At 66.9% G+C, this 23719-nt stretch carries 24 protein-coding genes; 12 read left to right on the top strand and 12 right to left on the bottom strand.

The window, feature by feature from the left end:
* Nucleotides 1-241: 241 nt before the first annotated feature.
* From BKE09_RS19280 to BKE09_RS19255, 6 genes are all read right to left on the bottom strand, one after another.
* Nucleotides 242-802: an NAD(P)H-dependent oxidoreductase gene (locus tag BKE09_RS19280; protein WP_075677329.1), complete on the bottom strand. Its 561-nt coding sequence runs from the start codon at nt 800-802 to the stop codon at nt 242-244.
* A gap of 66 nt (nt 803-868) precedes the next feature.
* On the bottom strand, nt 869-2812 hold the full coding sequence (gene asnB / locus BKE09_RS19275) for an asparagine synthase (glutamine-hydrolyzing) (RefSeq protein ID WP_075677327.1): 1944 nt from the start codon (nt 2810-2812) through the stop codon (nt 869-871).
* 3 nt (nt 2813-2815) lie between these two features.
* Nucleotides 2816-5095 carry a thiamine pyrophosphate-dependent enzyme gene (locus BKE09_RS19270; RefSeq protein WP_075677325.1) on the bottom strand — a complete coding sequence of 760 codons (2280 nt, stop codon included), beginning with the start codon at nt 5093-5095 and terminating at the stop codon, nt 2816-2818.
* Nucleotides 5096-5173: 78 nt separating this feature from the next.
* Nucleotides 5174-5830: a glutathione S-transferase family protein gene (locus tag BKE09_RS19265; RefSeq protein WP_075677379.1), complete on the bottom strand. Its 657-nt coding sequence runs from the start codon at nt 5828-5830 to the stop codon at nt 5174-5176.
* Between the two features lie 176 nt (nt 5831-6006).
* The gene (locus tag BKE09_RS19260) at nt 6007-6549 is read right to left on the bottom strand and encodes a GNAT family N-acetyltransferase (protein ID WP_075677323.1); all 543 of its coding nucleotides are present in this window, start codon (nt 6547-6549) and stop codon (nt 6007-6009) included.
* Nucleotides 6550-6674: 125 nt separating this feature from the next.
* Nucleotides 6675-7520, bottom strand: coding sequence for a glycine zipper 2TM domain-containing protein (locus BKE09_RS19255; RefSeq protein WP_075677377.1), 846 nt, complete (start codon nt 7518-7520; stop codon nt 6675-6677).
* A gap of 163 nt (nt 7521-7683) precedes the next feature.
* Here BKE09_RS19255 and BKE09_RS19250 point away from each other — a divergent pair, with 163 nt between their 5' ends.
* The gene (locus BKE09_RS19250) at nt 7684-7899 is read left to right on the top strand and encodes a DUF6116 family protein (RefSeq protein WP_075677321.1); all 216 of its coding nucleotides are present in this window, start codon (nt 7684-7686) and stop codon (nt 7897-7899) included.
* Nucleotides 7896-8669, top strand: a complete 774-nt coding sequence (locus BKE09_RS19245) for a TatD family hydrolase (protein ID WP_075677319.1) — start codon at nt 7896-7898, stop codon at nt 8667-8669. The genes BKE09_RS19250 and BKE09_RS19245 overlap by 4 nt, the downstream gene beginning before the upstream one ends.
* Before the next feature lie 78 nt (nt 8670-8747).
* On the opposite strand, the gene BKE09_RS19240 is transcribed toward BKE09_RS19245, so the two are convergent.
* Nucleotides 8748-9575, bottom strand: a complete 828-nt coding sequence (locus BKE09_RS19240) for a tRNA threonylcarbamoyladenosine dehydratase (RefSeq protein WP_033835434.1) — start codon at nt 9573-9575, stop codon at nt 8748-8750.
* Nucleotides 9576-9654: 79 nt separating this feature from the next.
* Between BKE09_RS19240 and BKE09_RS19235 the strand changes: the two genes are divergently transcribed.
* Nucleotides 9655-10089, top strand: a complete 435-nt coding sequence (locus tag BKE09_RS19235) for a cytochrome c (RefSeq protein WP_075677317.1) — start codon at nt 9655-9657, stop codon at nt 10087-10089.
* 136 nt (nt 10090-10225) lie between these two features.
* Nucleotides 10226-10720, top strand: a complete 495-nt coding sequence (locus tag BKE09_RS19230; protein ID WP_005410289.1) for a glycine zipper 2TM domain-containing protein — start codon at nt 10226-10228, stop codon at nt 10718-10720.
* 72 nt (nt 10721-10792) lie between these two features.
* Here the strand turns inward: BKE09_RS19230 and BKE09_RS19225 are convergent, their stop codons facing one another.
* On the bottom strand, nt 10793-11002 hold the full coding sequence (locus tag BKE09_RS19225; RefSeq protein WP_014647720.1) for a cold-shock protein: 210 nt from the start codon (nt 11000-11002) through the stop codon (nt 10793-10795).
* Between the two features lie 235 nt (nt 11003-11237).
* Between BKE09_RS19225 and BKE09_RS19220 the strand changes: the two genes are divergently transcribed.
* From BKE09_RS19220 to arsC, 3 genes are all read left to right on the top strand, one after another.
* The gene (locus tag BKE09_RS19220) at nt 11238-11723 is read left to right on the top strand and encodes a DUF456 domain-containing protein (protein WP_075677315.1); all 486 of its coding nucleotides are present in this window, start codon (nt 11238-11240) and stop codon (nt 11721-11723) included.
* A 118-nt stretch (nt 11724-11841) separates the two neighbouring features.
* A complete protein-coding gene (locus BKE09_RS19215; protein ID WP_014037794.1) occupies nt 11842-12996 on the top strand; it encodes a phospholipase A in 1155 nt (384 codons plus the stop codon).
* The gene (gene arsC / locus BKE09_RS19210; protein WP_075677313.1) at nt 12996-13337 is read left to right on the top strand and encodes an arsenate reductase (glutaredoxin); all 342 of its coding nucleotides are present in this window, start codon (nt 12996-12998) and stop codon (nt 13335-13337) included. The genes BKE09_RS19215 and arsC overlap by 1 nt, the downstream gene beginning before the upstream one ends.
* A 74-nt stretch (nt 13338-13411) precedes the next feature.
* Here the strand turns inward: arsC and BKE09_RS19205 are convergent, their stop codons facing one another.
* The 3 genes from BKE09_RS19205 to BKE09_RS19195 form a co-directional block, all read right to left on the bottom strand.
* Nucleotides 13412-14047: a glutathione S-transferase family protein gene (locus tag BKE09_RS19205; protein WP_075677311.1), complete on the bottom strand. Its 636-nt coding sequence runs from the start codon at nt 14045-14047 to the stop codon at nt 13412-13414.
* Between the two features lie 57 nt (nt 14048-14104).
* Entirely contained in the window at nt 14105-14443 is a 339-nt protein-coding gene (locus BKE09_RS19200; RefSeq protein WP_075677309.1) for a hypothetical protein, read from the bottom strand.
* Nucleotides 14444-14565: 122 nt separating this feature from the next.
* A complete protein-coding gene (locus tag BKE09_RS19195; RefSeq protein WP_008268808.1) occupies nt 14566-16083 on the bottom strand; it encodes a fumarate hydratase in 1518 nt (505 codons plus the stop codon).
* 155 nt (nt 16084-16238) lie between these two features.
* On the opposite strand from BKE09_RS19195, the gene BKE09_RS19190 reads away from it, so the two are divergent.
* The 4 genes from BKE09_RS19190 to BKE09_RS19175 all read left to right on the top strand — a co-directional run bounded on the left by BKE09_RS19190 (nt 16239) and on the right by BKE09_RS19175 (nt 20717).
* Nucleotides 16239-17135 carry an RNA polymerase sigma-70 factor gene (locus BKE09_RS19190; RefSeq protein ID WP_075677307.1) on the top strand — a complete coding sequence of 299 codons (897 nt, stop codon included), beginning with the start codon at nt 16239-16241 and terminating at the stop codon, nt 17133-17135.
* A 36-nt stretch (nt 17136-17171) separates the two neighbouring features.
* The gene (locus tag BKE09_RS19185) at nt 17172-17621 is read left to right on the top strand and encodes a carboxymuconolactone decarboxylase family protein (protein WP_075677305.1); all 450 of its coding nucleotides are present in this window, start codon (nt 17172-17174) and stop codon (nt 17619-17621) included.
* 364 nt (nt 17622-17985) lie between these two features.
* A complete protein-coding gene (locus BKE09_RS19180; RefSeq protein ID WP_075677303.1) occupies nt 17986-19857 on the top strand; it encodes an ABC transporter ATP-binding protein in 1872 nt (623 codons plus the stop codon).
* Nucleotides 19858-19937: 80 nt separating this feature from the next.
* A complete protein-coding gene (locus BKE09_RS19175) occupies nt 19938-20717 on the top strand; it encodes a ferredoxin--NADP reductase (protein WP_075677301.1) in 780 nt (259 codons plus the stop codon).
* A 77-nt stretch (nt 20718-20794) separates the two neighbouring features.
* Here BKE09_RS19175 and BKE09_RS19170 read toward each other — a convergent pair whose 3' ends face one another.
* Complete coding sequence (locus BKE09_RS19170; RefSeq protein WP_075677299.1) at nt 20795-21274, bottom strand: glutathione peroxidase; 480 nt, start codon at nt 21272-21274, stop codon at nt 20795-20797.
* 130 nt (nt 21275-21404) lie between these two features.
* Here BKE09_RS19170 and BKE09_RS19165 point away from each other — a divergent pair, with 130 nt between their 5' ends.
* Complete coding sequence (locus BKE09_RS19165; RefSeq protein ID WP_075677297.1) at nt 21405-23573, top strand: M3 family metallopeptidase; 2169 nt, start codon at nt 21405-21407, stop codon at nt 23571-23573.
* The last annotated feature ends 146 nt before the right edge of the window (nt 23574-23719 follow it).

The raw sequence follows: 23719 nt of genomic DNA, 5'->3' as shown, positions 1-23719 counted from the left end.
CGGCCATGGACAAGCCTGTGGATAAGCCGTGGAGAAACGGGGGATATCCGCCGGCGCCTGGCCAGACTGGCGTGGGGGCGTCGCACTGCCTGCGACAGGCGCCATTGCGGCGCCCGAGCAGAGCATTATCGCAGATCAGGCGACCAGGGTCGGATCCCGTGCAACGTACAGGCTCTGGCCCGCTCAGCTGGACGTGGGGTCGGATCCCTCTGCGAAGCAGAGGGCGCTGACCCCATCGGCCTCAGTCGCCCTTCACGTGCACCGCGATCAGCGCCAGGAACCGGTCCACGTAGCCCTGCAGGAACTTCTGCGTGCCCTCGTTGTGGATCGTGCCGTCGGCATCGATCAGTCCATCCTTGAAGTGGATGAACGCCTCGGGCTGGCCCAGCACGTGCATGTCCAGGAAGGCCAGGCTGTTGCGCAGGTGCTGCTGGGCCACGGCGGTACCGATCTGGCCGATGGAGGCGCCGATCACCGCCGCCGGCTTGCCGGCAAACGCACTGTCACCGTAGGGGCGCGAGCCGATATCGATGGCGTTCTTGAGTACGCCCGGCACCGACCGGTTGTACTCGGGGGTCACGAACAGCACCGCGTCGGCGGCGCGCACCTGGTCCTTCAGCCGGGTACCCTGCGGCGGATAGTGCGCGTCGAAGTCCTGGTCGTACAGCGGCAGGTCGCCGATCTGCACGTACTGGAAGCGCGCGCGATCGCCGGCGATCTTCTCCAGCGCATGGGCCAGCTTGCGGTTGCAGGAGTCCTTGCGCAGGCTGCCGACGAACACGGCGATGGTGGGGACGGACATCGGGACATACTCCTCACGGTGCGGGAGGCCCAGCCTAGTCGCCGGGCCCGTGCAGGCCGGTGAAGATCAACCGCCCGCAACGCCTGCGCGCACCTGCCGCCAATGCGCCTGCCAGGCCTGGAACATCAGCACGTTCCACAGATGGGTATGCCACTTGCGCTGCCCTCCCAGGAACTGCTGCCACAACGGCTGCACCGCCGCCGCCGACAGCACGCCCTCACGCTCCAGCCGCGCCGGCTGCAGCAGGTCCTCGGCCCAGGGCCGCAGGTCACCCATCAGCCAATCGCTGACCGGTGCGCCGAAGCCGCGCTTGGGACGATGCACCATCGAATGCGGCACGTAACGGCCCAGCACGCGCTTGAGCAGCACCTTGCTGGTGGTTTCGCTGCGCTTGAAGCCCAACGGCAACGACCACGCGAACTCGGCCACGCGCCAATCCAGCAGCGGCGCGCGTGCCTCCAGGCTGACCGCCATCGAGGTCCGGTCGACCTTGCACAACAGGTCGTCCGGCAGGTAGGTCACGAAATCGGCCAGCATCATCGCATCGGCCGGCGTACCCGCGCCGTGCAGCGGATCAGCCAGGTCGTAGAAGCTGCCGGCGGCCTGCGCGCCGGGCACCGCCGCGGCCGGGTCGCGCCAGCGCGAGATGCGGTTGCGATAGACGTCGCCGATGCCACGTGCGCCGGTCTCGGCCAGCAGCGCGGCCAGGCCACCGGTCCGCGAGGCCTCGCCCTGCTGCTGCGCGCGTGCGCCCATCCAGCGCCGCAGCGGCCCCGGCACGCGGCCGAGCATCTGCCAGTTGCGCAGCGCGCGTACATACCGGGTGTAGCCGAAGAACAGCTCATCGCCACCGTCGCCGGACAGCGCCACGGTCACCCCCTGCCGTGCCAGCCGGGCGACCAGCGCGGTCGGCACCTGCGACGCATCGGCAAAAGGCTCATCGAACATCGCCGGCAACTGCGGTACCACCGCCAGCGCATCGGCGCCGCTGACGTACAGCTCGGTGTGATCACAGCCCAGGTGGGCCGCCAGCTCCCTCGCCAGCGGCGCTTCGTCATGCCCCGAATCGGTGAAGCCGATGCTGAAGCTGTGCACCGGCTGCCCGCTCTGGGCCTGCATCAGCGCCGCCACCAGTGAAGAGTCGGTACCGCCGGACAGGAATACGCCGACCGGCACGTCGGCCACCATGCGCAGCGCCACTGCATCGCGCAGCAGCGTGTCCAGTTGCTCCTCAGCGTCCTCGATACGGCCCTGGAACGGAGCGGCCAACGCCGCCTGCATGCGCGCGCGCGCATCCCAGTACGGGCGCTGTGCCTGTTCCGGGCGATGTGCTGCGGCACCTGCAGCCACAGCCGCCGCGTCCAGGCGCAGCACGCGACCCGGCATCAGCTTGTAGCAGCGCTGGTGGATGCTGTGCGGCGCGGGAATGTAGTCGAGCCGCAGCAGCAATGTGAGCGCATCGCGGTCGATGTCGTTGTCGAACGCCGGGTGCTGCCAGAGCGCCTTCAGTTCCGAACCGAACACCAGCGTGTCGCCGGCCCAGCCGTAGTACAGCGGCTTCTTGCCGACGCGGTCGCGGGCCAGCCACAGGCAACGCTCGTGGCGGTCCCACAGCGCGATGGCGAACATGCCGTTGCAGCGCTGCAGGGTGTCTTCCACGCCCCATTGCAGGATCGCCGCCAGCAGTACTTCGGTGTCGGAATGGCCGCGGAAGGCATGCCCCAGCGGCTCCAGTTCCTCGCGCAGGGCGGCGAAGTTGTAGACCTCGCCGTTGTAGGCCATCACGTAGCGGCCGTCGGCCGAGGCCATCGGCTGGTGGCCCAGCGGGGACAGGTCGAGGATGCTCAGCCGCCGATGCGCCAGCGCGATGCCCGCCTCGGCATCGACCCAGCTGCCGCCATCATCGGGCCCGCGGTGGTGCAGCGCCTGGCCCATGGCCAGGGCCTGCGCCTGCAGCGCCTCGGCCGACGCCAGCGGCGCCGGCAACAACATTCCCGCCAATCCACACATGCATCAGGGTTCCTGCGCCAGGTCGAGGGCGGCGCCAATCACCGCATTGTCGCTTGGAAGCCCGAACATTGCTGCCCCCGCCAGTGGCGTGTAGGTATCGGCACCACAGACCCGGCGCAACGGCAGATGGCCGAATCCCGCCTCGACCAGCGCGGTGACCACGCCCTCCCCCACCCCGCCACTGTGGCGCCCTTCGTCCAGCACCAGCACCCGCCGAGCGCTGGCAGCCTGGGCGGCGATGAAGCCGGCGTCCAGCGGCACCAGCCAGCGCAGGTCGACCACCCGTACCTGCCAGCCCAGCTGCTGCTCGATCGCCCGTGATGCGCGCAATGCCATCGGCACGCCGTTGCCATAGGTATAGATCACCAGGTCGCCGGCCTCCGGCGCATAGACCCGGCCCTCGCCCGGCACCAGCGCCTGGCCCTGTGCCGGGTAGTCGAACAGCCACTGGCCATCACCCGCTTCGTGCAGGTCCTTGCTCATGTACAGCGCGATCGGCTCCAGGAACACCGCCACGCGCCCATCGACCCGCGCCAGTGCGGCCAGCGTGCGCAGCATCATCACCGCATCGTCGCCACGCGACGGGCAGCCCACCACCAGCCCGGGGATGTCGCGCAGCGCGGTGATCGAGTTGTCGTTGTGGAAGTGGCCACCGAAGCCCTTCTGGTAGCCCAGCCCGGCCACCCGCACCAGCATCGGGTTGCGGTACTGGTCGTTGGAGAAGAACTGCAGCGAACACGCTTCGCCGCGCACCTGGTCGATGGCGTTGTGCAGGTATGCCAGATACTGGATCTCCGGAATCGGCAGCATGCCCAGGTTGGCCAGGCCCTGCGTCATGCCCAGGATCATGGTCTCGTCCAGCAGGGTGTTGAACACCCGGCGTGGGCCGAAGCGACGCAGCAGGTCCTTGGTGACGGTGTAGACACCCCCCTTCTGTGCGACGTCCTCACCGAACAGCAGGCTCTGCGGATACTTCGCCAGCAGTTCCTGCAGGGCATGGTTGATCTGGATCGCCAGGTGGCGTGGCGCCTGCCGTTCGGGCAGGGCCTCCGCACCGCCGTACAGCGCTTCACGCGTCCCGGCGGGCACCTCGCGCCGTGCTTCGGCCTGCACTGCAGCCGGCGTATAGGGCGCAAGCGGCTCCATCACTTCCCGCAGCGACTGCAGCTTCGGGCGTCCTTCAGCATCGGCGGCGGCGGCCATGCAGCGCGCGCGCATCGTCTCGTAGGCCACCTCGATGGCAGCCGCATCCATCCAGCCCGATTCCATCGCGATCTGTGCCGAGCGCAGCAGCGGATCCTGCGCCTCGGCCGCACACAGCTCCGGCAACGCGCGCCATTCCACCTCGAAGTCGGTGCCGGCGTGCCCCATCAAGCGCGTGGTACGCAGATGCAGGAAGGTCGGCCGCCGCGTGCGCCGGCAGTGTTCCACCGCAGCCTGCACCTGGGCGTGTCCGGTGGCCAGGTCCAGACCATCGGCGAAGAAATAGTCGAGCCCCGGCTGGCGGCTGAAGCGTTCGGCGATCCAGCCTTCAGGCGTTTTCACCGAGATGCCCAGCCCATTGTCCTCGCAGACGAACAGGACCGGTGCCGGCAGCTTCTGGTAGGCCGACCACATCGCGGTATTGAACGCGGTCTGCGCGGTGGCATGGTTGGCCGAGGCGTCGCCGAACGAGCACAGCACGATGCTGTCGGCCGGAATCGGCAGTTCGTGGCCCAGCCGCTTGCCACTTTCGATGGCCAGCGCGGTGCCCAGCGCTTTCGGCAGATGCGAGGCGATGGTCGAGGTCTGCGGCAGCACCCACAACGGTTTGCTGCCCCACACCTTGTGGCGCCCCCCGCTGGCCGGGTCATCGGCGCTGGCAGCAAAGGACAGCGCGGCATCGCGCAGCGGGTCGATCCCCGGCACCTGGCGCGAACGCTCGGCCATGAAGGCTCCGGAGCGATAGTGCAGGAATGCCGGGTCGGTATGCCGGCAGGCCCGCGCCAGCAGCGCGTTGCCCTCGTGGCCGGACGAACCGATGGTGTAGAAGACCTTGTTCTGCACTCGCAGCACGCGCGCCATCAGGTCCAGCTGGCGGCTGGCCAGCTGCGAATCGAACAGCTCGCCAAACGCGCCGGCAGTAAGCGTGCTGCCCGGCAGGATCGGCGCATCCGGCGCCGGGCGCGGACGCGGGGTGCCGCGCCAGCCACGTACCGCGTCGAGGAAATTGGCGTCGCACACGTCGGCGCGGTTGAGCACGCGCATGCGTGCGGGAATCGGATCTGGAACCACAGCGAACATCGAACACCCTCCGTGTCGTTGCTGTATTCCGCCCGGCGTTGGCCAGGCGCTACTCTGTGGGGGCCACCTTGGTGAGAGTCACGCGGCCTCGAAGCGTGCGCGCACCTCGGCGGTCACCGCCGGCATCGGCAGGAAGCGCGGTTGCCCGCGCACCCGTTGCAGCCAGGCACGCACCTCCGGGAATGGCTGCAGGCTGATTCCACCCTCGCCTGCAACGTCGGTGTAGGCGAACAGCGCGATGTCGGCGATGCCGTACCCGCTGCCGGTGAACCATTGCGCTTCACGCAGATGCTGCTCCATCACCGCCAGCGCGGCGGCGGCGCGCTCGTGCAGGCGTGGCAGTTCGGCACGGCGCGGCGACTCAGGCGGGGTCCAGCCGCGGATGAAGCGCGCGACCGCCACGCACGGCTCGTGCGTGTACTGCTCGAAGAACATCCAGCTCAGTGCCTGCGCACGCTCCCAGCCATCGGTGGGCAGGTAGGGCGTGCCCTCGGCCAGCCAGAACAGGATCGCGTTGGATTCAGTCAGCACGCGGCCATCGTCGCGGACGATCAGCGGCACCTTCGCATTGGGATTGAGCGCGAGGAACTCAGGGGTGTGGGTCTGGCCATGGGCACTGTCCACTTCCACCCAGCGGTAGCGGCTGCCGAGCTGCTCCAGCAGCAGGCGGACCTTGTGGCAATTGCCTGACACCGACATGCCGTGCACCGTCAACGGGACGCGCTCTTCCACCATTGCCTGCTCCCTCGGATCCGGCCGGCGGCCGGCTGCATGCAGTCTGGCAAGCACGCCGGTGAATGCCAAGCGCGGGTGCAGCATGGCTACACCGTGGTGCCGGCCGCTGGCCGGCAATCGCATGAATCCTGCTGCAAGGAGATTGCCGGCCAGCGGCCGGCACTACCTGGCAATGCTCAGCGTGTGCGCTGCCGCCACTGTTCGCGCGACTGGCCCCAGATCTGCATGGGCTTGTCGTTGTACGGCGCCGGCAACTCCCCCATGCGCAGCAGGGTGCTGCCGAGCTTGCGTGCCACGGCCCGCGAGTTGTCGTTGTTCTCGGCGATGGTGTGGATCACCTCCTCCCAGCCCAGCGTGTCGAAAGCCCAGTCGATCGCCGCGACCGCCGCCTCCGGCGCATAACCCCTGCCCCAACTGGCATGGCGGATGCCCCAACCGACCTCGGTACCCGGCCAGTCCTGCGGCTGCCACGGTCCCATCCGCCCGATCCAGTCGCCGCTGGATTTCTCGATCACGCTGAACATCGAGAAGCCGAACAGCTGCCAGGCGCCGGCCAGGCTGCAGAAGCCGCGCCAGGCCACCGAGGGCGGCTGCACGCCACCGAGAGTGCGCATCGTGTCCTCGTCGGCGCAGAACGCCAGGTACGGTTCGTAGTCCTCGCGCAGCAGCGGGCGCAGGATCAGCCGCTCGGTTTCGATGCGCAGGTCGAAGATGCTCATGCCGGCTCCATGTCGAAGGGGCATCCATGATGGAGGATTGCTTCCCTGCGCGGATGAATATCGCCGGCCGCAACGAAACGGGCCGGCATGCGCCGGCCCGTCAGGTACTGCGTGCTGCGCCGGGATTACTGGCGCGTGGCTGCGGCAGTGGCACCGGCGGCAGCGGTCTGCGTGACCAGCTGGCCATCGACCACCGGCAGGCGATCGCTGGCCGGCTTGTTGTCCATGCGCACGGTCTTCTCGGCGCCGTCATAGCGGTAGGTCACGTTGTAGCCCTTGACCACATCGGTGTTGCCCATGGCGATGCGGTTGCCCGGCTTGCTGGCCATGCGCATGGTGCCGGTGGTGCCGTCCTCGTTGCGATAGGTCACGTTGTAGCCGGTGACGCGGCTCGACTCGGAGGTGGCGGTCTCGGTATGGCACTGACGCTCGGTACGGTTGACCACGCGGCCACCCACATGGCGCTTGTCGATCTCGTTGCCGATGAAGCCACCGGCGACGGCGCCGGCGGCGGTCGCTGCCTTGCGGCCATTGCCACGACCCACCTGGTTGCCGAGCAGGCCACCGACCACAGCGCCAACCACGGTGCCGCCCACATTGCCATCACGCTCCGGCAGGCGTTCCTGCACCGTCACGTCCTCGCAGACCTCATGCGGGGTCTGAGTGGTGGAGGTCTCACGCACCGGATCGGTGCCGATCACGGTGGCGTACGCCTTCTGCTTTTCGGTGATCGGATCGACCTTCAGCACATCGGCGTACTCCAGGCCGCGCGGCGCGGACGGGTCGAGCTTGTCACCACGCGCGCCATCGTCGGTGGCACTGCCATCGACCAGGCGCGACTCGCCATTGGGGGTTGCGGCGCTGATGGAATCGGGCGATTTGTCGCCACTCTTCATGAAGGCGGCGGTGGCGATGCCACCGACCAGCAGCGCGCCCGCTGCGACCAGGACAGTTGTAGTTGTGCTTTTCATGACCTGCTCCTTGCGGACCATCCGCAACGTTCTCGGGCCAGATTGCAGCATGCGCTGCCTGAACGGAATCTCCACATTTCCTGCTCATTCCTGTAACCCATTCAGCATCGGGAAATGCTGGGCCCGTGGTAGCGTTTGCATATTCCCCACGAGGATTCCCGCCTTGGCCAACCCGATGCTGCTGCCGGTACTGCAATGGGCCCGCCGGCTGCGCTACCCGACCCTGTTCAAGCTCACTGCCGGCCTGTTCGTGCTGACGCTGTTCATCCCGGACCCGATCCCGTTCGTCGATGAGCTGGTGCTGGGCTTCGGCACCCTGCTGCTGGCCAACTGGAAGAGCCGCAACACGGTCACGCCTCCGCCGCTGGAACAGCCTTGAGCGTGCTGGTCGACAGCCACTGCCATCTGGACGCCAGCGAGTTCGACCGTGACCGCGACGCCGTGGTCGAGCGTGCGCAGGCGGCTGGGGTGCGCCTGCAGGTGGTACCGGCGGTGACCGCAGCCAGCTGGCCGAAGCTGCGCGAGGTCTGCTGGCAGGCGCCGGGGCTCTACCCGGCCTACGGCCTGCATCCGATGTTCCTGGCCGAGCACCAGCCTGGGCACCTGCCGCTGCTGCGCGAGTGGATCGAACGCGAGCGCCCCTGCGCGATCGGCGAATGCGGCCTGGACTTCTTCGTCGAAGGACTGGATGCCGAGGCTCAGCAGGCGTGTTTCATCGGCCAGCTGGAACTGGCCCGAGAATTCGAGCTGCCGGTGATCGTGCACGCACGACGCGCGGTGGATGCGGTGATCGCCGCCATCCGCCGCATCGGCGGCCTGCGCGGCGTGGTGCACAGCTTTTCCGGCAGCCCCGAACAGGCCGCGCAACTGCACCGGCAGGGCTTCCTGCTGGGTCTCGGCGGTCCGCTGACCTACGACCGCGCGCAACGACTGCAGCGGCTGGTGCGCGAAATGCCGCTGGAACAGCTGCTGCTGGAAACCGACGCGCCCGACCAGCCCGACGCCGGCATCCGCGGCCAGCGCAACGAACCGGCGCGGCTGGCGACCATTGCCCGCCATGTGGCCGCGCTGCGCGGGATGGAACTGGACGCCGTGGCCCAGGCCACGACAGAGAATGCGCGGCGGCTGTTCGCGCTGCCGGCAATGTAACGGTAGGCGCCGGCCGCTGGCCGGCATCTGCGCTGATTCATACATTCCGGCGTTGCCGGCCAGCGGCCGGCGCTAGCGTCACGCGTCGGCGTGATCTTCGACCACTTCAGCCTTCACCTTCTTCGGCTCCAGCAGCATCTCCAGCGCCTTGCCGACCGCCGCGAAGGCGAACGCGCCGGTGATGTGGGTTGCTGCGCCGAGGCCGGCGCCGCAGTCCAGCTTCAACGCCGCATCAGCGCCCAGGTTCGGTCGGATGCCGCAGACGCTGCCATCGGCCTGCGGGTACTTCACATTCTCCAGCGAATACACCGCCGGCACGCCGAAATAGCGCTTGGCGTTCTTCGGGAAGTTGAATTCGCTGCGCAGCTTCTTGCGGATCAGCGCCAGCATGGCGTCGTGCTCGGTGCGAGAGACATCGCGGATGCGCACCAGGGTCGGGTCGGTACGGCCACCGGCGGCGCCAACGGTCAGCAACGGCAGCTTGCGGCGGCGGCACCAGGCGATCGTCTCGACCTTGACCCGGAAGCTGTCGCAGGCATCGATCACCAGATCGAACCCCCGGTCCAGCAGCTCGGCCATGTTGGACACGGTCAGGAACGCCTGCACGGCGTCGACCTCGATGTCCGGATTGATCGCCCGGCAGCGCTCGGCCATTGCTTCGGCCTTGTTGCGGCCGTAGTTGCCTTCCATCGCCGGCAGCTGCCGGTTGGTATTGGACACGCAGATATCGTCGGCATCGATCAGGGTCAGGTGGCCGACCGCCGAACGGGCCAGCGCCTCCACCACCCACGAGCCGACGCCGCCCATGCCGACCACCGCCACGCGGCTGCCCTGCAGGCGCTCGAGCGCGCCCACGCCATACAGCCGTTCGATGCCGGCGAAGCGTTGTTTGACCTGTTCGTTCATCGGGCTATTTTAACGTGCAGGTGCCGGCGCCCGCAGTACGCCGGCATCGAACCCACCGTTGCATGCCCGGAGAGCCCGCATGAATGCCAGCCCGCCCCGCCGCCTGTCCACCGCCCATCGTTACCTGTTCGTGCTCTGCCTGGGCCTGCTGATCGGCCTGATCGCCACGGTGATGGTCAGCCGTGCCCTGCAGGCCCGCCGTGACCCGTTCCCGGACAGCCTCATGCAGGTGATGCAACGGCAGTCGCAGCTGCTGCAGCAGGCCCAGCAGCAGAACCGCTGCAGCCTGGCCGACAGCGTGCCGCGCCTGCAGGCGCTGCGCCTGCTGTCCAATGACCTGGATCTGGCCTTTCCCGGGCTGAAGGACAGTGCGCAGTTCCAGCAGCACGCCAGCCAGCTGCGTGGCAAACTCAACACGGCGCTGGCCTCACCGCCAGGCGATTGCAAGGCCCTCGCCCAGGTGGTGGAAACACTGCAGGCGGACTGCCGTGCCTGCCACCAGGACTTCCGCTGAGGCGCATTCATCCTGCAGCCGGGCATCGCGCGCACGGTTGGCGCGTTGTTCACGTTCGAAAGGAGAGGATTCCTCCACCCTGCTGCATGACGCAGTACCACCCAACACACCCGCCTTCACGGCCAGGAGACGCCCCATGAAGATCCAGCTCATCGCCGCCAGCGCCATCGCTACCCTCGCGCTGGCTGGCTGTGCCACCTCGCCCGGTTACGGCGGCGGTGGTTACAACAACGGCTACAACAACGGCGGCTACGGCAACAATGGCGGTTACAACCAGGGCCGCTGCGCCGACTGCGGCATCGTCACCCGCATCAACACTGTGCCCTCGGGCCGCACCGCGCCCAGCGCGACCGGCGCGATCCTCGGCGGCATCGTCGGCGCCGTGGCCGGCCATGAAATCTCCGACCACACCGGTGGCAGCCGTGGCAACAAGAACATCGCCGCCGCTGCAGGCGCGGTCGGTGGCGCCCTGGCCGGCAACCAGATCCAGAAGAATGTCACCAGCGATACCTATGACATCAGCGTGCGCATGGATGATGGCCGTACCATCGTGGTCAACCAGCGCGATCTCGGCGGCATCCGCGAGAACACCTACGTGCGCGTGGTCAATGGCAAGGTCATCCTGCGCTGACCTGCACCGGGCCAACGGCAAAGAAAAAGGCCCGCTTGCGCGGGCCTTTTTCATGCCGACGGGCGGCGGGTATTACACCGGCTGCACCTTGTCAGCCTGCAGGCCCTTCTGGCCCTGCACGACTTCAAAGCTCACAGTCTGGCCTTCCTTGAGGCTCTTGAAGCCCTGGGTCTCGATGGCGCGGAAGTGCACGAACACGTCCTCGCCATTCTGCCGGCTGATGAAGCCGAAGCCCTTCGCATCATTGAACCACTTTACGGTACCGGTCTCGCGCTCAGCCATCTCACTAACTCCCTTTGACTCTCTCTTGTTGTTGGAAACGCCCGGTGGGCGGCTGACAAGCAAGGGGGAAGCGAGGTGCATCGATGCAGCGGATCGGAAAGATCTTGCTTCATCAGGCCACGATCCACGGTGACCTTGCCAAGCTCAGCGACTGCAACTTAACCCGCCCAAAACGAAAAAGCAACTGGCAAAATCTTTCACTGTCAACCCCAAAACGGACACCATACGGGACAGCATGGGACTCTCATTCATCTTACATCTGCTAGCGGTCATTTTTGTCCTGATCGGCATCGCCGGCATCGTCCTGCCAGCCCTTCCAGGCATCCCGCTGGTGTTCATCGGACTGCTGCTGGCGGCCTGGGCCGACGGCTTCGCCCATGTCGGCTGGCCGACCCTGGTCGCGCTGGGTGTGCTGACCCTGCTTTCACTGCTGGTGGACGTGCTGGCCACCGTGGTCGGCGCGCAGCGCGTCGGCGCCAGCCGCAAGGCCCTGTGGGGCACCTTCGTCGGCAGCATCGTCGGCCTGTTCTTCATGCCGATCGGCCTGTTTGCCGGACCCCTGATCGGCGCCCTGCTCGGCGAGTACTGGCACACCCGCGAACTCGGCCGCTCGACCAAGGTCGGCCTGGCCACCTGGCTCGGCATCCTGCTCGGCCTGGCACTGAAACTGGCGGTGGTGATCGCGATGCTGGGCCTGTTCGCGTTCGCCTGGCTCTTCTGAGCCACCTGGCCTTCACGCCACGCGCACGCCGTGGCCGTGCATAAACCGTGGGGCTGGCCGCGATCCGGTGCAGCCGCCACACTGTGCGATTCCCGTATCCACCGAAGGGCCTGCTGCAATGACCCTCCCCACGCTGCTTCCCCGTCTGGCGCCGCTGGCGCTTGCCCTGGCCAGTGCACCGCTGGCCGCGCAGGAGTTCGTGCCCAGCACCGACACCTCGCCGGCCGCCTGCGCGGCGATCACCACCGACGCGGCGCGCTTGGCCTGCTATGACCGCCTGTTCGCGCACACCCCGCAGGCCACCGCCGCTGCCGACGCCGCTGCCGAGGCAGCCGCGCAGGCCCGTCGCGAAGAGCGCCAGACCGCACGCGTGAGCCAGGGCGAAGAGAAACTGCGCGAACGGGTCAGCGATCTGTTCCGCCCGGCGGCACCGGACAGCGCGCTGGCCAACGCCGGCCGCGGTTCGCTGCTGGATAGCCGCTGGGAGCTGGCCGAGGACTCCAAGCTGGGCCCGTTCCAGCTGCGCGCTTACAAACCGGTGTACCTGCTGCCCGCGTTCTGGACCAGCGACCGCAACACCATGCCGCACTCGCCGAACCCGGCCAACAGCGTGACGACCCCGCAGGTGCTCGACAGTGCCGAGCTGAAGTTCCAGATCAGCTTCAAGACCAAGATCGCCGAGAACCTGTTCGGCGACAACGGCGACATCTGGGCGGGCTACACCCAGAGTTCGCGCTGGCAGGCCTACAACAGCGAGGATTCGCGCCCGTTCCGCGAAACCAATTACGAACCGGAAGTGATGATGGTGTTCCGCAACGGCTACTCGATCGGTGGCTGGCGCGGGCGCATGACCGGCATCAGCCTCAACCACCAGTCCAACGGACGGGCCGATCCGCTCTCGCGCAGCTGGAACCGGGTCATGCTCAACATCGGCCTGGATCGCGAGAACTGGGCGCTGGTGCTGCGCCCGTGGTACCGCATCCCGGAAAGCCGCAGCGAAGACAACAATCCGGACATCGAGGATTACATGGGCCGTGGTGACGCGACCCTGATCTGGAACCGCAACGGGCATGAGGTCGCGCTGATGGCACGCCATTCGCTGCGCACCGGCAGCCGCTCCCACGGTGCACTGCAGCTGGACTACGGCTTCCCGATCAGCAACCTGCTGCGTGGCCATGTGCAGATCTTCGACGGCTATGGCGAGAGCATGATCGACTACAACCACAAGGCCACCTATGTGGGCGTGGGCGTGTCGCTGCTGGAGTGGTTCTGATGGACGTGACGATCTGGCACAACCCGGCCTGCAGCAACTCACGCGGCGCACTGAAGCTGATCCGCGATGCGGGCTTCGATCCGGTGGTGATCGAGTACCTGGGCAACCCACCCGACGCGGCCACGCTGCGCCAGGTGCTGGCCGAGTCGGCACTGAGCGCGCGCGATCTGGTGCGCAGCAAGGAAGCCCAGTTCGCCGAACTCGGGCTGGAAGATGCCGACGATGCCACCCTGCTGGCCGCGATGGCCGAACACCCGCATTTGATCAACCGTCCGGTGGTACGCACCCCCAAGGGCACGCGGTTGTGCCGCCCACCGGAAACGGTGCTGGAGATCCTGTAACCCCCAAAAAGGGGACGGAGGGAATCAAGTCGTTTGTGCACAAGCGACTTGATTCCCTCCGTCCCCTTTTGGGGTTACCGCCAGTCGGTGATGCCTTCGCGGCGGTACACCTCTGCGAACGCCGGGCGGGCCTTCATCGCCGTGGCATGCGCCTTGAGCGGCGGCCAGGTGTCGCTGGGCCTGGGCATGTTGCGCGACCAGCGCATCAGCATCACCAGCATGTAGTCGACCACGCAGGGCGTTGCGCCCAGCAGGTAGGGCCCATGCGCCAGCAGGTGCGTGGCCACATGCTGCCAGGCCGCTTCCAGGCGCTGCCGCGCCATCTCGCGACTGGCCTCCACGTTTGCCTCACCCGCCATCTCGTTCGGATAGAACCAGGCGCGATAGGCCGGCTGCAACGTATTGGCACACCAGAACATCCAGCGGTAGGCATCGGCGCGCTGCGGCGTGCCCACCTCAGGCAGCAGGCCGGCCTCCGGATGGCGGTCGGCCAGGTACAGTGCGATCGCCGCCGCTTCGGTCATTACCAGGCCATCGATCAGCAGCGTCGGCACCACACCGGCGGGATTCAGTGCCAGGTATTCCGCCGACTTGTGCTCGCGCGCGTCGAAATCCAGCAGCACCAACTCATGCTCGATGCCGAGCTCGATCAGCAGCCAGTGCACCACCAGGGCGGCGGTGCTTGTCGAACCATACAGCGTGGTGCTCATGCGGCGGATCCTGTGCAGGTGGGCCGGCCGATTATGCGCCCGTGCGAGGGCCGTTGCTCAGCCGCAGCTGCTCATGCAGGTATCGCGGCGTTCGCCACAGGACATCATCGGCGCGCGCATCGTGCAGTCATGCGCCTTCAGCTCGCAGGCGCGGCGCAGCTCGGGGTTGGCAACGTCCTTGCAGCGCTTGTCTGGTGCTGGCACCAGCTGCTGTTCGCAGCTGCTCTGGCGGCCGCCGATGGAATCGCCCTGTGCCATGCAACTGCGGTAGCCTGCCTGGCACTGCATTCGGCACTGCGAGGACGCGGAAAAATCCGCACCTTCGTACGATGCCGGGGTGCTGCAGCCGGCCAGCGCCATCACGACGCCAACCATGATGTATCGAAGCAGGGTCATCGACACGTCCTGTGTGAGGTCGCGCCGAGACTAGCAGGCAGACGATGGCAGGATCGTTGATCCGGCCCGCACACAACAACGGCGCCACACAGGCGCCGTTGTCTGAGACGGAGCGGGAGGACTTACTCCACCACGACCGGAATCTTGCCGATGCGGGCCTGCCATTCGCGCGGGCCGGTCTTGTGCACCGATTCGCCGGTGGAGTCGACGGCCACGGTCACCGGCATGTCCTGCACGGTGAACTCGTAGATCGCCTCCATGCCCAGGTCAGCGAAGCCGACCACCTTGGCCGCCTTGATCGCCTTGGACACCAGGTAGGCCGAACCACCGACGGCCATCAGGTAGGCCGACTTGTTGTCACGGATCGCTTCGATCGCCGCCGGGCCGCGCTCGGCCTTGCCGACCATGCCCAGCAGGCCGGTCTGCTCCAGCACCTGGCGGGTGAACTTGTCCATGCGGGTCGCCGTGGTCGGGCCGGCCGGGCCCACCACTTCGTCACGCACCGGATCGACCGGTCCGACGTAGTAGATGAAGCGGCCCTTCAGATCGACCGGCAGCTGCTCGCCCTTGTTGAGCATGTCGACCATGCGCTTGTGCGCGGCGTCGCGGCCGGTCAGCAGCTTGCCGTTGAGCAGCAGGGTCTGGCCCGGCTTCCAGCTGGCCACGTCTTCGGGGGTGATCGTATCCAGGTCCACGCGGGTGCCCTTGGATGCGTCGTAGGTCAGCTTCGGCCAGTCTTCCAGCGACGGCGGGTCCAGCATCACCGGGCCGCTGCCATCCAGGGTGAAGTGCGCATGGCGGGTGGCCGCGCAGTTCGGGATCATCGCCACCGGCAGGTTGGCCGCGTGGGTCGGGTAGTCGTTGATCTTGATGTCGAGCACGGTGGTCAGGCCGCCCAGGCCCTGCGCACCGATGCCCAGCGCATTGACCTTCTCGTACAGCTCCAGGCGCAGCTCTTCGATACGGTTGGAGGCACCGCGAGCCTGCAGCTCGGTGATGTCGATCGGCTCCATCAGCGCTTCCTTGGCCAGCAGCATCGCCTTCTCGGCGGTGCCACCGATGCCGATGCCGAGCATGCCCGGCGGGCACCAGCCGGCGCCCATGGTCGGCACGGTCTTCAGCACCCAGTCGACGATGGAATCGGACGGGTTGAGCATGGCGAACTTGGTCTTGGCTTCCGAACCACCGCCCTTGGCGGCGACGATCACATCGACCGTGTTGCCCGGCACCACCTTGACGTTGACCACGCCCGGGGTGTTGTCCTTGGTGTTGATGCGCTTGCCGGCCGGATCAGCCAGCACCGAGGCGCGCAGCTTGTTGTCCGGGTGCATGTAGGCGCGGCGCACGCCTTCATTGGCCATGTCTTCCACGCCCATGGTGGCGTCGTCCCAACGCACGTCCATGCCGATTTCCAGGAACACGGTGACGATGCCGGTGTCCTGGCAGATCGGACGGTGGCCTTCGGCGCACATGCGCGAATTGATCAGGATCTGGGCCATCGCTTCCTTCGCGGCCGGCGACTCCTCGCGCTCGTAGGCGGCGGCAAGGTTCTTGATGTAATCGACCGGGTGGTAGTACGAGATGTACTGCAGCGCGTCGGCGATGGACTGGATGAGGTCTTCCTGCTTGATCGATGTCACGACTTGCTCGCTTGCTGGAGGCTGGCGGGGGTAATCCGCCCATTTTACCCCCTCCCCCGGCCGCAGGATCACAATCTCGGGGTCGGATCCCCTGCAAGGAGCTCTGACCCCACACTCCCTGTCACGCGTGCTCCCTTCCCGGCGTCCTGGTCGACATGAACCCTGAAACCGCTTTCCAGACCCACCGTCCGCGCCTGATGGCCCTCGCCTACCGCCTGCTCGGCAGCCGCGCCGACGCCGAAGACGTGGTCCAGGACGCCTGGCTGCGCTGGTCGGGCGCCGACCCGGCCAGCGTCCGCGACCCCGAAGCCTGGCTGGTCACCACCACCACCCGGCTCGGCCTGGATCGGCTGCGCGCGGCCAAACGCGAGCGCGTGCACTACGTCGGCCCATGGCTGGCCGAACCGCTGGCGGTCAGCCTGGAGCCCGACCCGGCACCCGGCCCGGCGCAGCTGCATGCGCTGGCCGACGACGTCTCGGTCGCCTTCCTGACCCTGCTTGAACAGCTCGGCCCTGAGGAACGCGCCGCGTTCCTGCTGAAGGAGGCCTTTGATCACGATTACCGCGAGATCGCCGACCTGCTCGGCCACAGCGAGGCCAACTGCCGGCAACTGGTGCACCGCGCGCGGCAGCGCCTGCAGGCCGGGCGGCCGCGCTTCAACGCCGACGCCAGCCAGCACCGGCAGCTGCTCGCACGCTTCATGGACGCCTCGCAGCGCGGCGACAGCGAAGCGATCCAGGCCCTGCTGCACGCCAACGCCGTACTGGTTTCCGACGGCGGTGGCGTGGTCACTGCGGCGGTGCGGCCCCTGCTCGGTGCCGAACGCATCGGCCGCTTGTTCTGGGCCATCGCCCGCCGCGGCGCGGTGCATCCGGCCCAGCTGGGCTATGTCAACGGCGAGCCGGCGATCCTGCGCTTTGTCGGTGATCGCCTGCACTCGGTCACCACCATCGAGGTGGTCGATGGCCGCATCGCCAACGTGTACAGCGTGTTGAATCCGGAAAAGCTGCCGGGTGTTGTCACGCGCGATGACGGTGCGGCGTCCTTGTAGTGAAAGGCGGCCATCGTGGCCGCCGTGGAGCCCACGATGTCGAACCACGCCTCTCCCCGCGTTCCCTATACCCGCCTGGCCGCCGAGGCCTTCAAGGGCCTGCTGGCCACCAGCAAGGCGGTGCATGAAAGCTCGATTGATCCGACCCTGATGGAACTGCTGTTCCTGCGCGTGTCGCAGCTCAACGGCTGCGGCTACTGCATGGACATGCACGGCACCGCGCTGCGCAAGGGCGGCATCGAGCCGCGCAAGCTGGACACCCTGCCCGCCTGGCACGAAAGCCGCTTCTTCGATGCGCGCGAACGCGCGGCGCTGGGCTGGGCCGAGGCACTGACCCGGCTGACCGACGGTGCACCGTCGCAGACGGCGTTCGATGCACTGGCACCGCATTTCGACGAGAAGGGCATCAGCGACCTGAGCATGGGCATCGCGGTGATCAACGCCTGGAACCGGTTGGGTGCGGGGCTGCTGCCGCCGCTGCCGTAAAAGGGGGGCGGCCGGGCTGCCGCCCGGCACCCGCAGAGGCCAGAGCAACCGCTGGAGCAACGGCAAAAGCTGGCTCTTCTGCGGGTTGGCAGGGTGGGTCAGGTCGCAGGGGACGCTGCAAGTACGTCCATGTAAGCTCGGTCGCCGCATCCATGCGGCTCACGCCCCTGCGAGCTGACCCACCCCGCCTTCGACAGTTCCCTGGTGCTGTTGGTAGGTGTCGACCTCGGTCGACACGGTAGATCCACGCCAGGCGTGGATGTGGTGGGCCGCCCCCTTTCGCATTGCAAAGGGATCTGACCCCGGCGCGGCCACACGGCTGCACTGACCCCATCTGCACGTATCAGGCGCGCACAATACGCGCATGCCTGCTACCCCCACCGCTGGCGCTGCCGCCGCGAAGAAACCCAGCCTGCGCCAGCGCTTCAAGGCGATGCGCAACCTGCCGCCGTTCCTGCGCATGGTCTGGCAGACCAGCCCCGCGCTCACCCTGGCCAGCCTGGGGCTGCGCCTGATCCGTGCACTGCTGCCGGTGGCGATGCTGTACGTCGGCAAGCTGATCATCGACAGCGCCCTGCACCTGAGCCAGCACGATACGGGCTTCCCGCCGCTGGGCGAGGCACTGTCCAGTGGCGTGCTCAATCCACTGCTGGGCCTGCTGGCGCTGGAATTCGGCCTGGCCATCGCCTCGGATCTGCTCGGCCGCCTGGTCAGCTACGCCGATGCGCTGCTCTCGGAACTGTTCGCCAACGTCACCAGCATCCGGCTGATGGAACACGCCGCAACGCTGGACCTGGAGGACTTCGAAGACCCGGACCTGCAGGACAAGCTGGACCGTGCGAGACGCCAGACCATGGGCCGGATGAACCTGATGAGCCAGCTGTTCGGCCAGGTGCAGGACGCGATCACCGTGGCCAGCCTCGCCGTCGGCCTGCTGGTCTACGCGCCGTGGCTGATCCTGCTGCTGGCGCTGGCACTGGTGCCGGCCTTCATCGGCGAATCGCACTTCAACGCGGCCGGCTACAGCCTCAACTTCCAGTGGACGCCCGAGCGCCGCCAGCTCGACTACCTGCGCCAGCTCGGCGCCAGCGTGGAAACGGCCAAGGAAGTGAAGATCTACAACCTGCACCGCTTCCTGGTGGAGCGCTATCGGCGGCTGTCGGTGGCGCTGTTCCAGGCCAACCGCGCCCTGGCCCGGCGCCGCGCGTTCTGGGGCACGCTGCTGGCCGCACTGGGTACGCTGGGTTACTACACCGCCTACGCCTACATCGCGTGGCGCACGGTGCGCGGCGACTTTTCGATCGGCGACCTGACCTTCCTCGCCGGCAGCTTCCTGCGCCTACGCCAGCTGCTGGAAGGCCTGTTGATCGGGTTCTCGCAGGTGGCCAGCCAGGCCTTGTACCTGGATGACCTGTTCTCGTTCTTCCAGATCCAGCCGGAAATCCACTCGCGCGAAGGTGCGGTGCGCGTGCCGCAGCCGATCCGCGAGGGCTTCGTGTTCGAGAACGTCGGCTTCCGCTACCCGGATGCCGAGCAATGGGCCGTGCGCCACCTCGATTTCCAACTGCAGGCCGGCGAAGTGCTGGCCCTGGTCGGTGAGAACGGCGCCGGCAAGACTACGCTGGTGAAGCTGCTGGCGCGGCTGTACGAACCGGACGAGGGCCGCATCCTGCTCGATGGGCGCGATCTGCGCGACTACGACCTGGACGACCTGCGCGCCAACCTCGGGGTGATCTTCCAGGACTTCGTGCGCTACAACCTCAGTGCCGGCGAGAACATCGGCGTCGGCCAGGTCGAGGCGATGGCCGATCAGGCGCGCATCGCCGACGCCGCACGGCGCGGCATGGCCGAGGAAGTGATCGACGACCTGCCCGGCGGTTACGACCAGCTGATCGGCCGCCGCTTCAAGCAGGGCGTGGACCTGTCCGGTGGCCAGTGGCAGAAGATCGCCATCGCCCGCGCATGGATGCGCAATGCGCAGGTGATGATCCTGGATGAGCCAACGGCAGCGCTGGATGCGCGCAGTGAGTTCGAGGTGTTCCAGCGGTTCAGGGAACTGGCGGATAATCGCACCGCAGTGCTGATTTCCCACCGTTTCTCCTCGGTCCGCATGGCCGATCGCATCCTGGTGCTGGCCGATGGCCGGATCGAGGCCAGCGGCACCCATGAGCAGCTGATGGCACAGGGCGGCCGCTACGCCGAGCTGTTCGAACTGCAGGCGGCCGGTTACCGCTGAGAACGCCTCTCGTTCCGCCTAATGAGAACCTGTCTCATTTGAGATAGAATCACCCCCGACGACTTCCGATAGATACGCCCATGTCCTCCGCTTTTGGCGCCGAAACGGTGCTTGAGGTCCGTCACTGGACCGATGCCTACTTCAGCTTCACCCTCACCCGCGACAGCGGTTTCCGCTTCGAGAACGGCCAGTTCGTGATGATCGGGCTGGAAACCGAGACACGGCCGCTGCTGCGCGCGTATTCCATCGCCAGCGCCAACTGGGAAGAGCACCTGGAGTTCTTCAGCATCAAGGTGCAGGACGGCCCGCTGACCTCGCGACTGCAGCACATCAAGCCGGGTGACAAGGTGCTGGTCGGCAAGAAGCCCACCGGCACCCTGCTGATCAGCGACCTGCACCCGGGCAAGAACCTGTACCTGCTGGGCACGGGCACCGGCATGGCGCCGTGGCTGTCGGTCATCAAGGACCCGGAAACCTACGAGCGCTTCGAGAAGGTGATCCTCTGCCACGGCGTGCGCTACGAAAAGGATCTGGCCTACCGCGATTACTTCGAGAAGGAACTGCGTGAGCACGAGTTCCTGGGCGAGATGATCGGCGACAAGCTGCTGTACTACCCGGCCGTCACCCGCGAGCCGTTCGCCAACCAGGGCCGCCTAACCTCGCTGATGGAAAGCGGCGAGATGCAGCGCACCCTCGGCCTGCCGGAACTGAGCCCGGAAAACGACCGCGCGATGATCTGTGGCAGCCCGCAGATGCTGGCCGACCTGCGCGCTGTGCTCGATGCCCGTGGTTTCCAGGTTTCGCCGCGCATCGGCCAGCCGGGCCATTACGTGTTCGAGCGCGCGTTCGTCGAGAAGTAAGCAAAAAGGGGACGGAGGGGATTAAGTCGTTTGTGCACAAACGACTTAATCCCCTCCGTCCCCTTTTTCGGTTCATCTCACAGCAGCGCTTCAATCTCGCCGCGCAGCTGCTCCGGCCTGGTGGTGGGCGCATGCCGCGACGCCACCCGCCCCTGGCGGTCGACCAGGAACTTGCTGAAATTCCACTTGATGCGGGCACTGCCGAGCAGGCCACGCTTTTCGCGCGCGAGCCACGCCCACAGCGGGTCGGCACCGTCGCCGTTGACCTCGATCTTCTCCGACAGCGGGAAGCTGACCGGATAGTCCAGTGAGCAGAACTGGCGGATCTGTGCGGCGTCGCCGGGTTCCTGCGCGCCGAACTGGTTGCACGGGAAGCCGATCACCACCAGGCCGCGCTCGCGGTAGTCCTGCCACAGCTGTTCCAGCCCGGTGTATTGCGGGGTGAAGCCACAGCGGCTGGCGACGTTCACCAGCAGCAACGGGTGGCCCTGGTACCGGGCCAGCGCCTGCGGCTGGCCGTCGAGGTCGCGGAAGCTGAAATCGTAGGCGGTGGTCATGATGGCGGGCCGTGGGCGGTGACTGCATGGTACCCGCGCCCGGCCCCGGCAACATGCCTTTTGACACAAGTGCAGGCGCCGCCGGCCGGGTTACCCTCGGGCCCTTGTTTGCCTTACCGGAGCTTCTACCTTGACCACTCGACTTGCCCTTGCCGTGGCCATGTCCCTCGGCCTTGCCCTGCCCGCCTTCTCGGCCGGCGCCGCCACCCCGGCCGCCAGCACCACCGCCCAGCAGGCCAACCCGTTCTTCGCCGAAAGCCCGCTGCCGCTGCACTTCCCGCAGTTCGACAAGATCAAGGACAGCGACTTCGCCCCGGCCTTCGACGCCGGCATGGCGCAGCAGCTGAAGGAAGTGGAGGCCATCGCCAACAACAAGGCCAAGCCTACCTTCGACAACACCATCATCGCCCTGGAAAAGAGCGGTGACATCCTCGACCGTGCGACCACCGTGTTCTTCAGCCTGGTCGGCGCCGATACCAACGACACCCGCAAGAAGCTGCAGGCCGACTACTCGGCGAAGTTCGCTGCGCACAGCGATGCGATCGCGCTGAACGGCAAGCTGTTCGCCCGCATCCAGGCGCTGTACGACACCCGCAGCCAGCTGGGCCTGGACGCCGAAGGCGTGCGCCTGGTCGAGAAGTACTACGACAACTACGTGCGCGCCGGTGCCAAGCTGTCCGAGGCCGACAAGGCCAAGCTGAAGGCGATGAACGCCGAGCTGGCCAACCTGGGCACCAAGTTCAGCCAGAACGTGCAGTCGGAAGTGAACGCTTCGGCGATCACCGTCGACGACGTCAAGGAGCTGGCTGGCCTGTCCAAGGAGCAGATCGCGGCCGCCGCCGAAGCCGCCAAGGCCCGTGGCCTGGAAGGCAAGTACGTGATCACCCTGCTCAACACCACCGGCCAGCCGCCGCTGACCAACCTGGCCAACCGCGCCCTGCGCCAGAAGATCTACGAAGCCTCGACCACCCGCGGCAGCCGCGGCGGTGAGTTCGACAACACCGCGCTGGTCTCACGCATCATGCAGCTGCGTGCCGACAAGGCCAAGCTGATGGGCTTCCCGAACTTCGCCGCCTACAACCTGACCAACCAGACCGCCAAGACCCCGGAAGCGGTCAACACGATGCTGGGCAAGCTGGCTCCGGCCGCGGTGGCCAATGCCAAGCGCGAAGCCGCCGACCTGCAGGCGATGATCGACAAGGAACAGAAGGCCGCGCGCAAGCCGACCTTCCAGCTGGAACCGTGGGACTGGGCCTTCTACAGCGAGAAGGTGCGCCAGGCCAAGTACAACTTCGACGAGTCGCAGCTGAAGCCGTACTTCGAACTGAAGAACGTGCTGGAAAACGGCGTGTTCTACGCTGCCGGCCAGGAATTCGGCCTGACCTTCAAGCAGCGCACCGACCTGCCGGTCTACCACGATGACGTCACCGTCTACGACGTGTTCGACGCCGACGGCAGCCAGCTGGCGATCTTCATCTTCGATCCGTATGCGCGCGCCTCCAAGCGTGGCGGTGCGTGGATGAACTCCTACGTCTCGCAGTCCAAGCTGACCGGCTTCAAGCCGGTGGTCGCCAACCACCTGAACATCCCGAAGCCGCCGGCCGGCCAGCCGACCCTGCTGACCTGGGATGAGGTGAACACCACCTTCCACGAGTTCGGCCACGCCCTGCACGGCATGTTCTCCAACGTGAAGTACCCGTACTTCTCGGGCACCTCGGTGCCGCGTGACTTCGTCGAGTTCCCGTCGCAGGTCAACGAGATGTGGTCGGACAACCCGGTCATCCTGAAGAACTACGCCAAGCACTACCAGAACGGTTCGGCGATGCCGCAGGCGCTGCTGGACAAGGTGATTGCCGCATCGAAGTTCAACCAGGGCTTTGCCACCACCGAATACCTGGGTGCGGCGATGCTGGACCAGAACTGGCACCAGATCGGCCCGGACCAGGTGCCGGCGGCCAAGGACGTGATGGCCTTCGAGCGCGCCGCGCTGGAGAAGGACGGCATCTACTATGCGCCGGTTCCGCCGCGCTACAAGACTCCGTACTTCAGCCACATCATGGGCGGCTACTCGGCCGGCTACTACGCCTACATCTGGTCGGAAGTGCTCGACGCCAACACCCAGAAGTGGTTCAAGGACAACGGCGGCCTGAGCCGCAAGAACGGCGACCACTTCCGCGCCACCCTGCTGTCCAAGGGCGGCAGCGTCGACGCGATGCAGCTGTTCCGCGATTTCGCCGGCCACGAGCCGCAGATCGAACCGCTGCTGGAAAAGCGTGGCCTGACCGGCGCCGGCAACTGATCGCCCGCGCAGTCGCCTGAAACGAAAACCGCCCGGGAGACCGGGCGGTTTTTTTTTGTGGACCATCCACGCACGGCGTGGATCTACGGGTGGGTGCCGACCGTTGGTCGGCGCGATCCTTCCGGGCCATGAACCCCGGTATCGTC

It is taken from the genome of Stenotrophomonas sp. TD3, assembly GCF_001939825.1.
Lineage (GTDB): Bacteria > Pseudomonadota > Gammaproteobacteria > Xanthomonadales > Xanthomonadaceae > Stenotrophomonas.
The sequence above is the reverse complement of the archived record's forward strand: the minus strand, read 5'-3'. Positions and strand labels throughout refer to the sequence as shown.

Bases quoted from the DNA above. Each gene is read 5' to 3' on its own strand.
- BKE09_RS19260 (WP_075677323.1), bottom strand. From the start codon at position 6,549: ATGAGCATCTTCGACCTGCGCATCGAAACCGAGCGGCTGATCCTGCGC.
- BKE09_RS19255 (WP_075677377.1), bottom strand. From the start codon at position 7,520: ATGAAAAGCACAACTACAACTGTCCTGGTCGCAGCGGGCGCGCTGCTG.
- asnB (WP_075677327.1), bottom strand. From the start codon at position 2,812: ATGTGTGGATTGGCGGGAATGTTGTTGCCGGCGCCGCTGGCGTCGGCC.
- BKE09_RS19265 (WP_075677379.1), bottom strand. From the start codon at position 5,830: ATGGTGGAAGAGCGCGTCCCGTTGACGGTGCACGGCATGTCGGTGTCA.
- BKE09_RS19190 (WP_075677307.1), top strand. From the start codon at position 16,239: ATGAACCCTGAAACCGCTTTCCAGACCCACCGTCCGCGCCTGATGGCC.
- BKE09_RS19220 (WP_075677315.1), top strand. From the start codon at position 11,238: ATGGGACTCTCATTCATCTTACATCTGCTAGCGGTCATTTTTGTCCTG.
- BKE09_RS19280 (WP_075677329.1), bottom strand. From the start codon at position 802: ATGTCCGTCCCCACCATCGCCGTGTTCGTCGGCAGCCTGCGCAAGGAC.
- BKE09_RS19240 (WP_033835434.1), bottom strand. From the start codon at position 9,575: ATGAACGAACAGGTCAAACAACGCTTCGCCGGCATCGAACGGCTGTAT.
- arsC (WP_075677313.1), top strand. From the start codon at position 12,996: ATGGACGTGACGATCTGGCACAACCCGGCCTGCAGCAACTCACGCGGC.
- BKE09_RS19270 (WP_075677325.1), bottom strand. From the start codon at position 5,095: ATGTTCGCTGTGGTTCCAGATCCGATTCCCGCACGCATGCGCGTGCTC.
- BKE09_RS19230 (WP_005410289.1), top strand. From the start codon at position 10,226: ATGAAGATCCAGCTCATCGCCGCCAGCGCCATCGCTACCCTCGCGCTG.
- BKE09_RS19180 (WP_075677303.1), top strand. From the start codon at position 17,986: ATGCCTGCTACCCCCACCGCTGGCGCTGCCGCCGCGAAGAAACCCAGC.
- BKE09_RS19175 (WP_075677301.1), top strand. From the start codon at position 19,938: ATGTCCTCCGCTTTTGGCGCCGAAACGGTGCTTGAGGTCCGTCACTGG.
- BKE09_RS19185 (WP_075677305.1), top strand. From the start codon at position 17,172: ATGTCGAACCACGCCTCTCCCCGCGTTCCCTATACCCGCCTGGCCGCC.
- BKE09_RS19170 (WP_075677299.1), bottom strand. From the start codon at position 21,274: ATGACCACCGCCTACGATTTCAGCTTCCGCGACCTCGACGGCCAGCCG.
- BKE09_RS19235 (WP_075677317.1), top strand. From the start codon at position 9,655: ATGAATGCCAGCCCGCCCCGCCGCCTGTCCACCGCCCATCGTTACCTG.
- BKE09_RS19215 (WP_014037794.1), top strand. From the start codon at position 11,842: ATGACCCTCCCCACGCTGCTTCCCCGTCTGGCGCCGCTGGCGCTTGCC.
- BKE09_RS19225 (WP_014647720.1), bottom strand. From the start codon at position 11,002: ATGGCTGAGCGCGAGACCGGTACCGTAAAGTGGTTCAATGATGCGAAG.
- BKE09_RS19200 (WP_075677309.1), bottom strand. From the start codon at position 14,443: ATGACCCTGCTTCGATACATCATGGTTGGCGTCGTGATGGCGCTGGCC.
- BKE09_RS19205 (WP_075677311.1), bottom strand. From the start codon at position 14,047: ATGAGCACCACGCTGTATGGTTCGACAAGCACCGCCGCCCTGGTGGTG.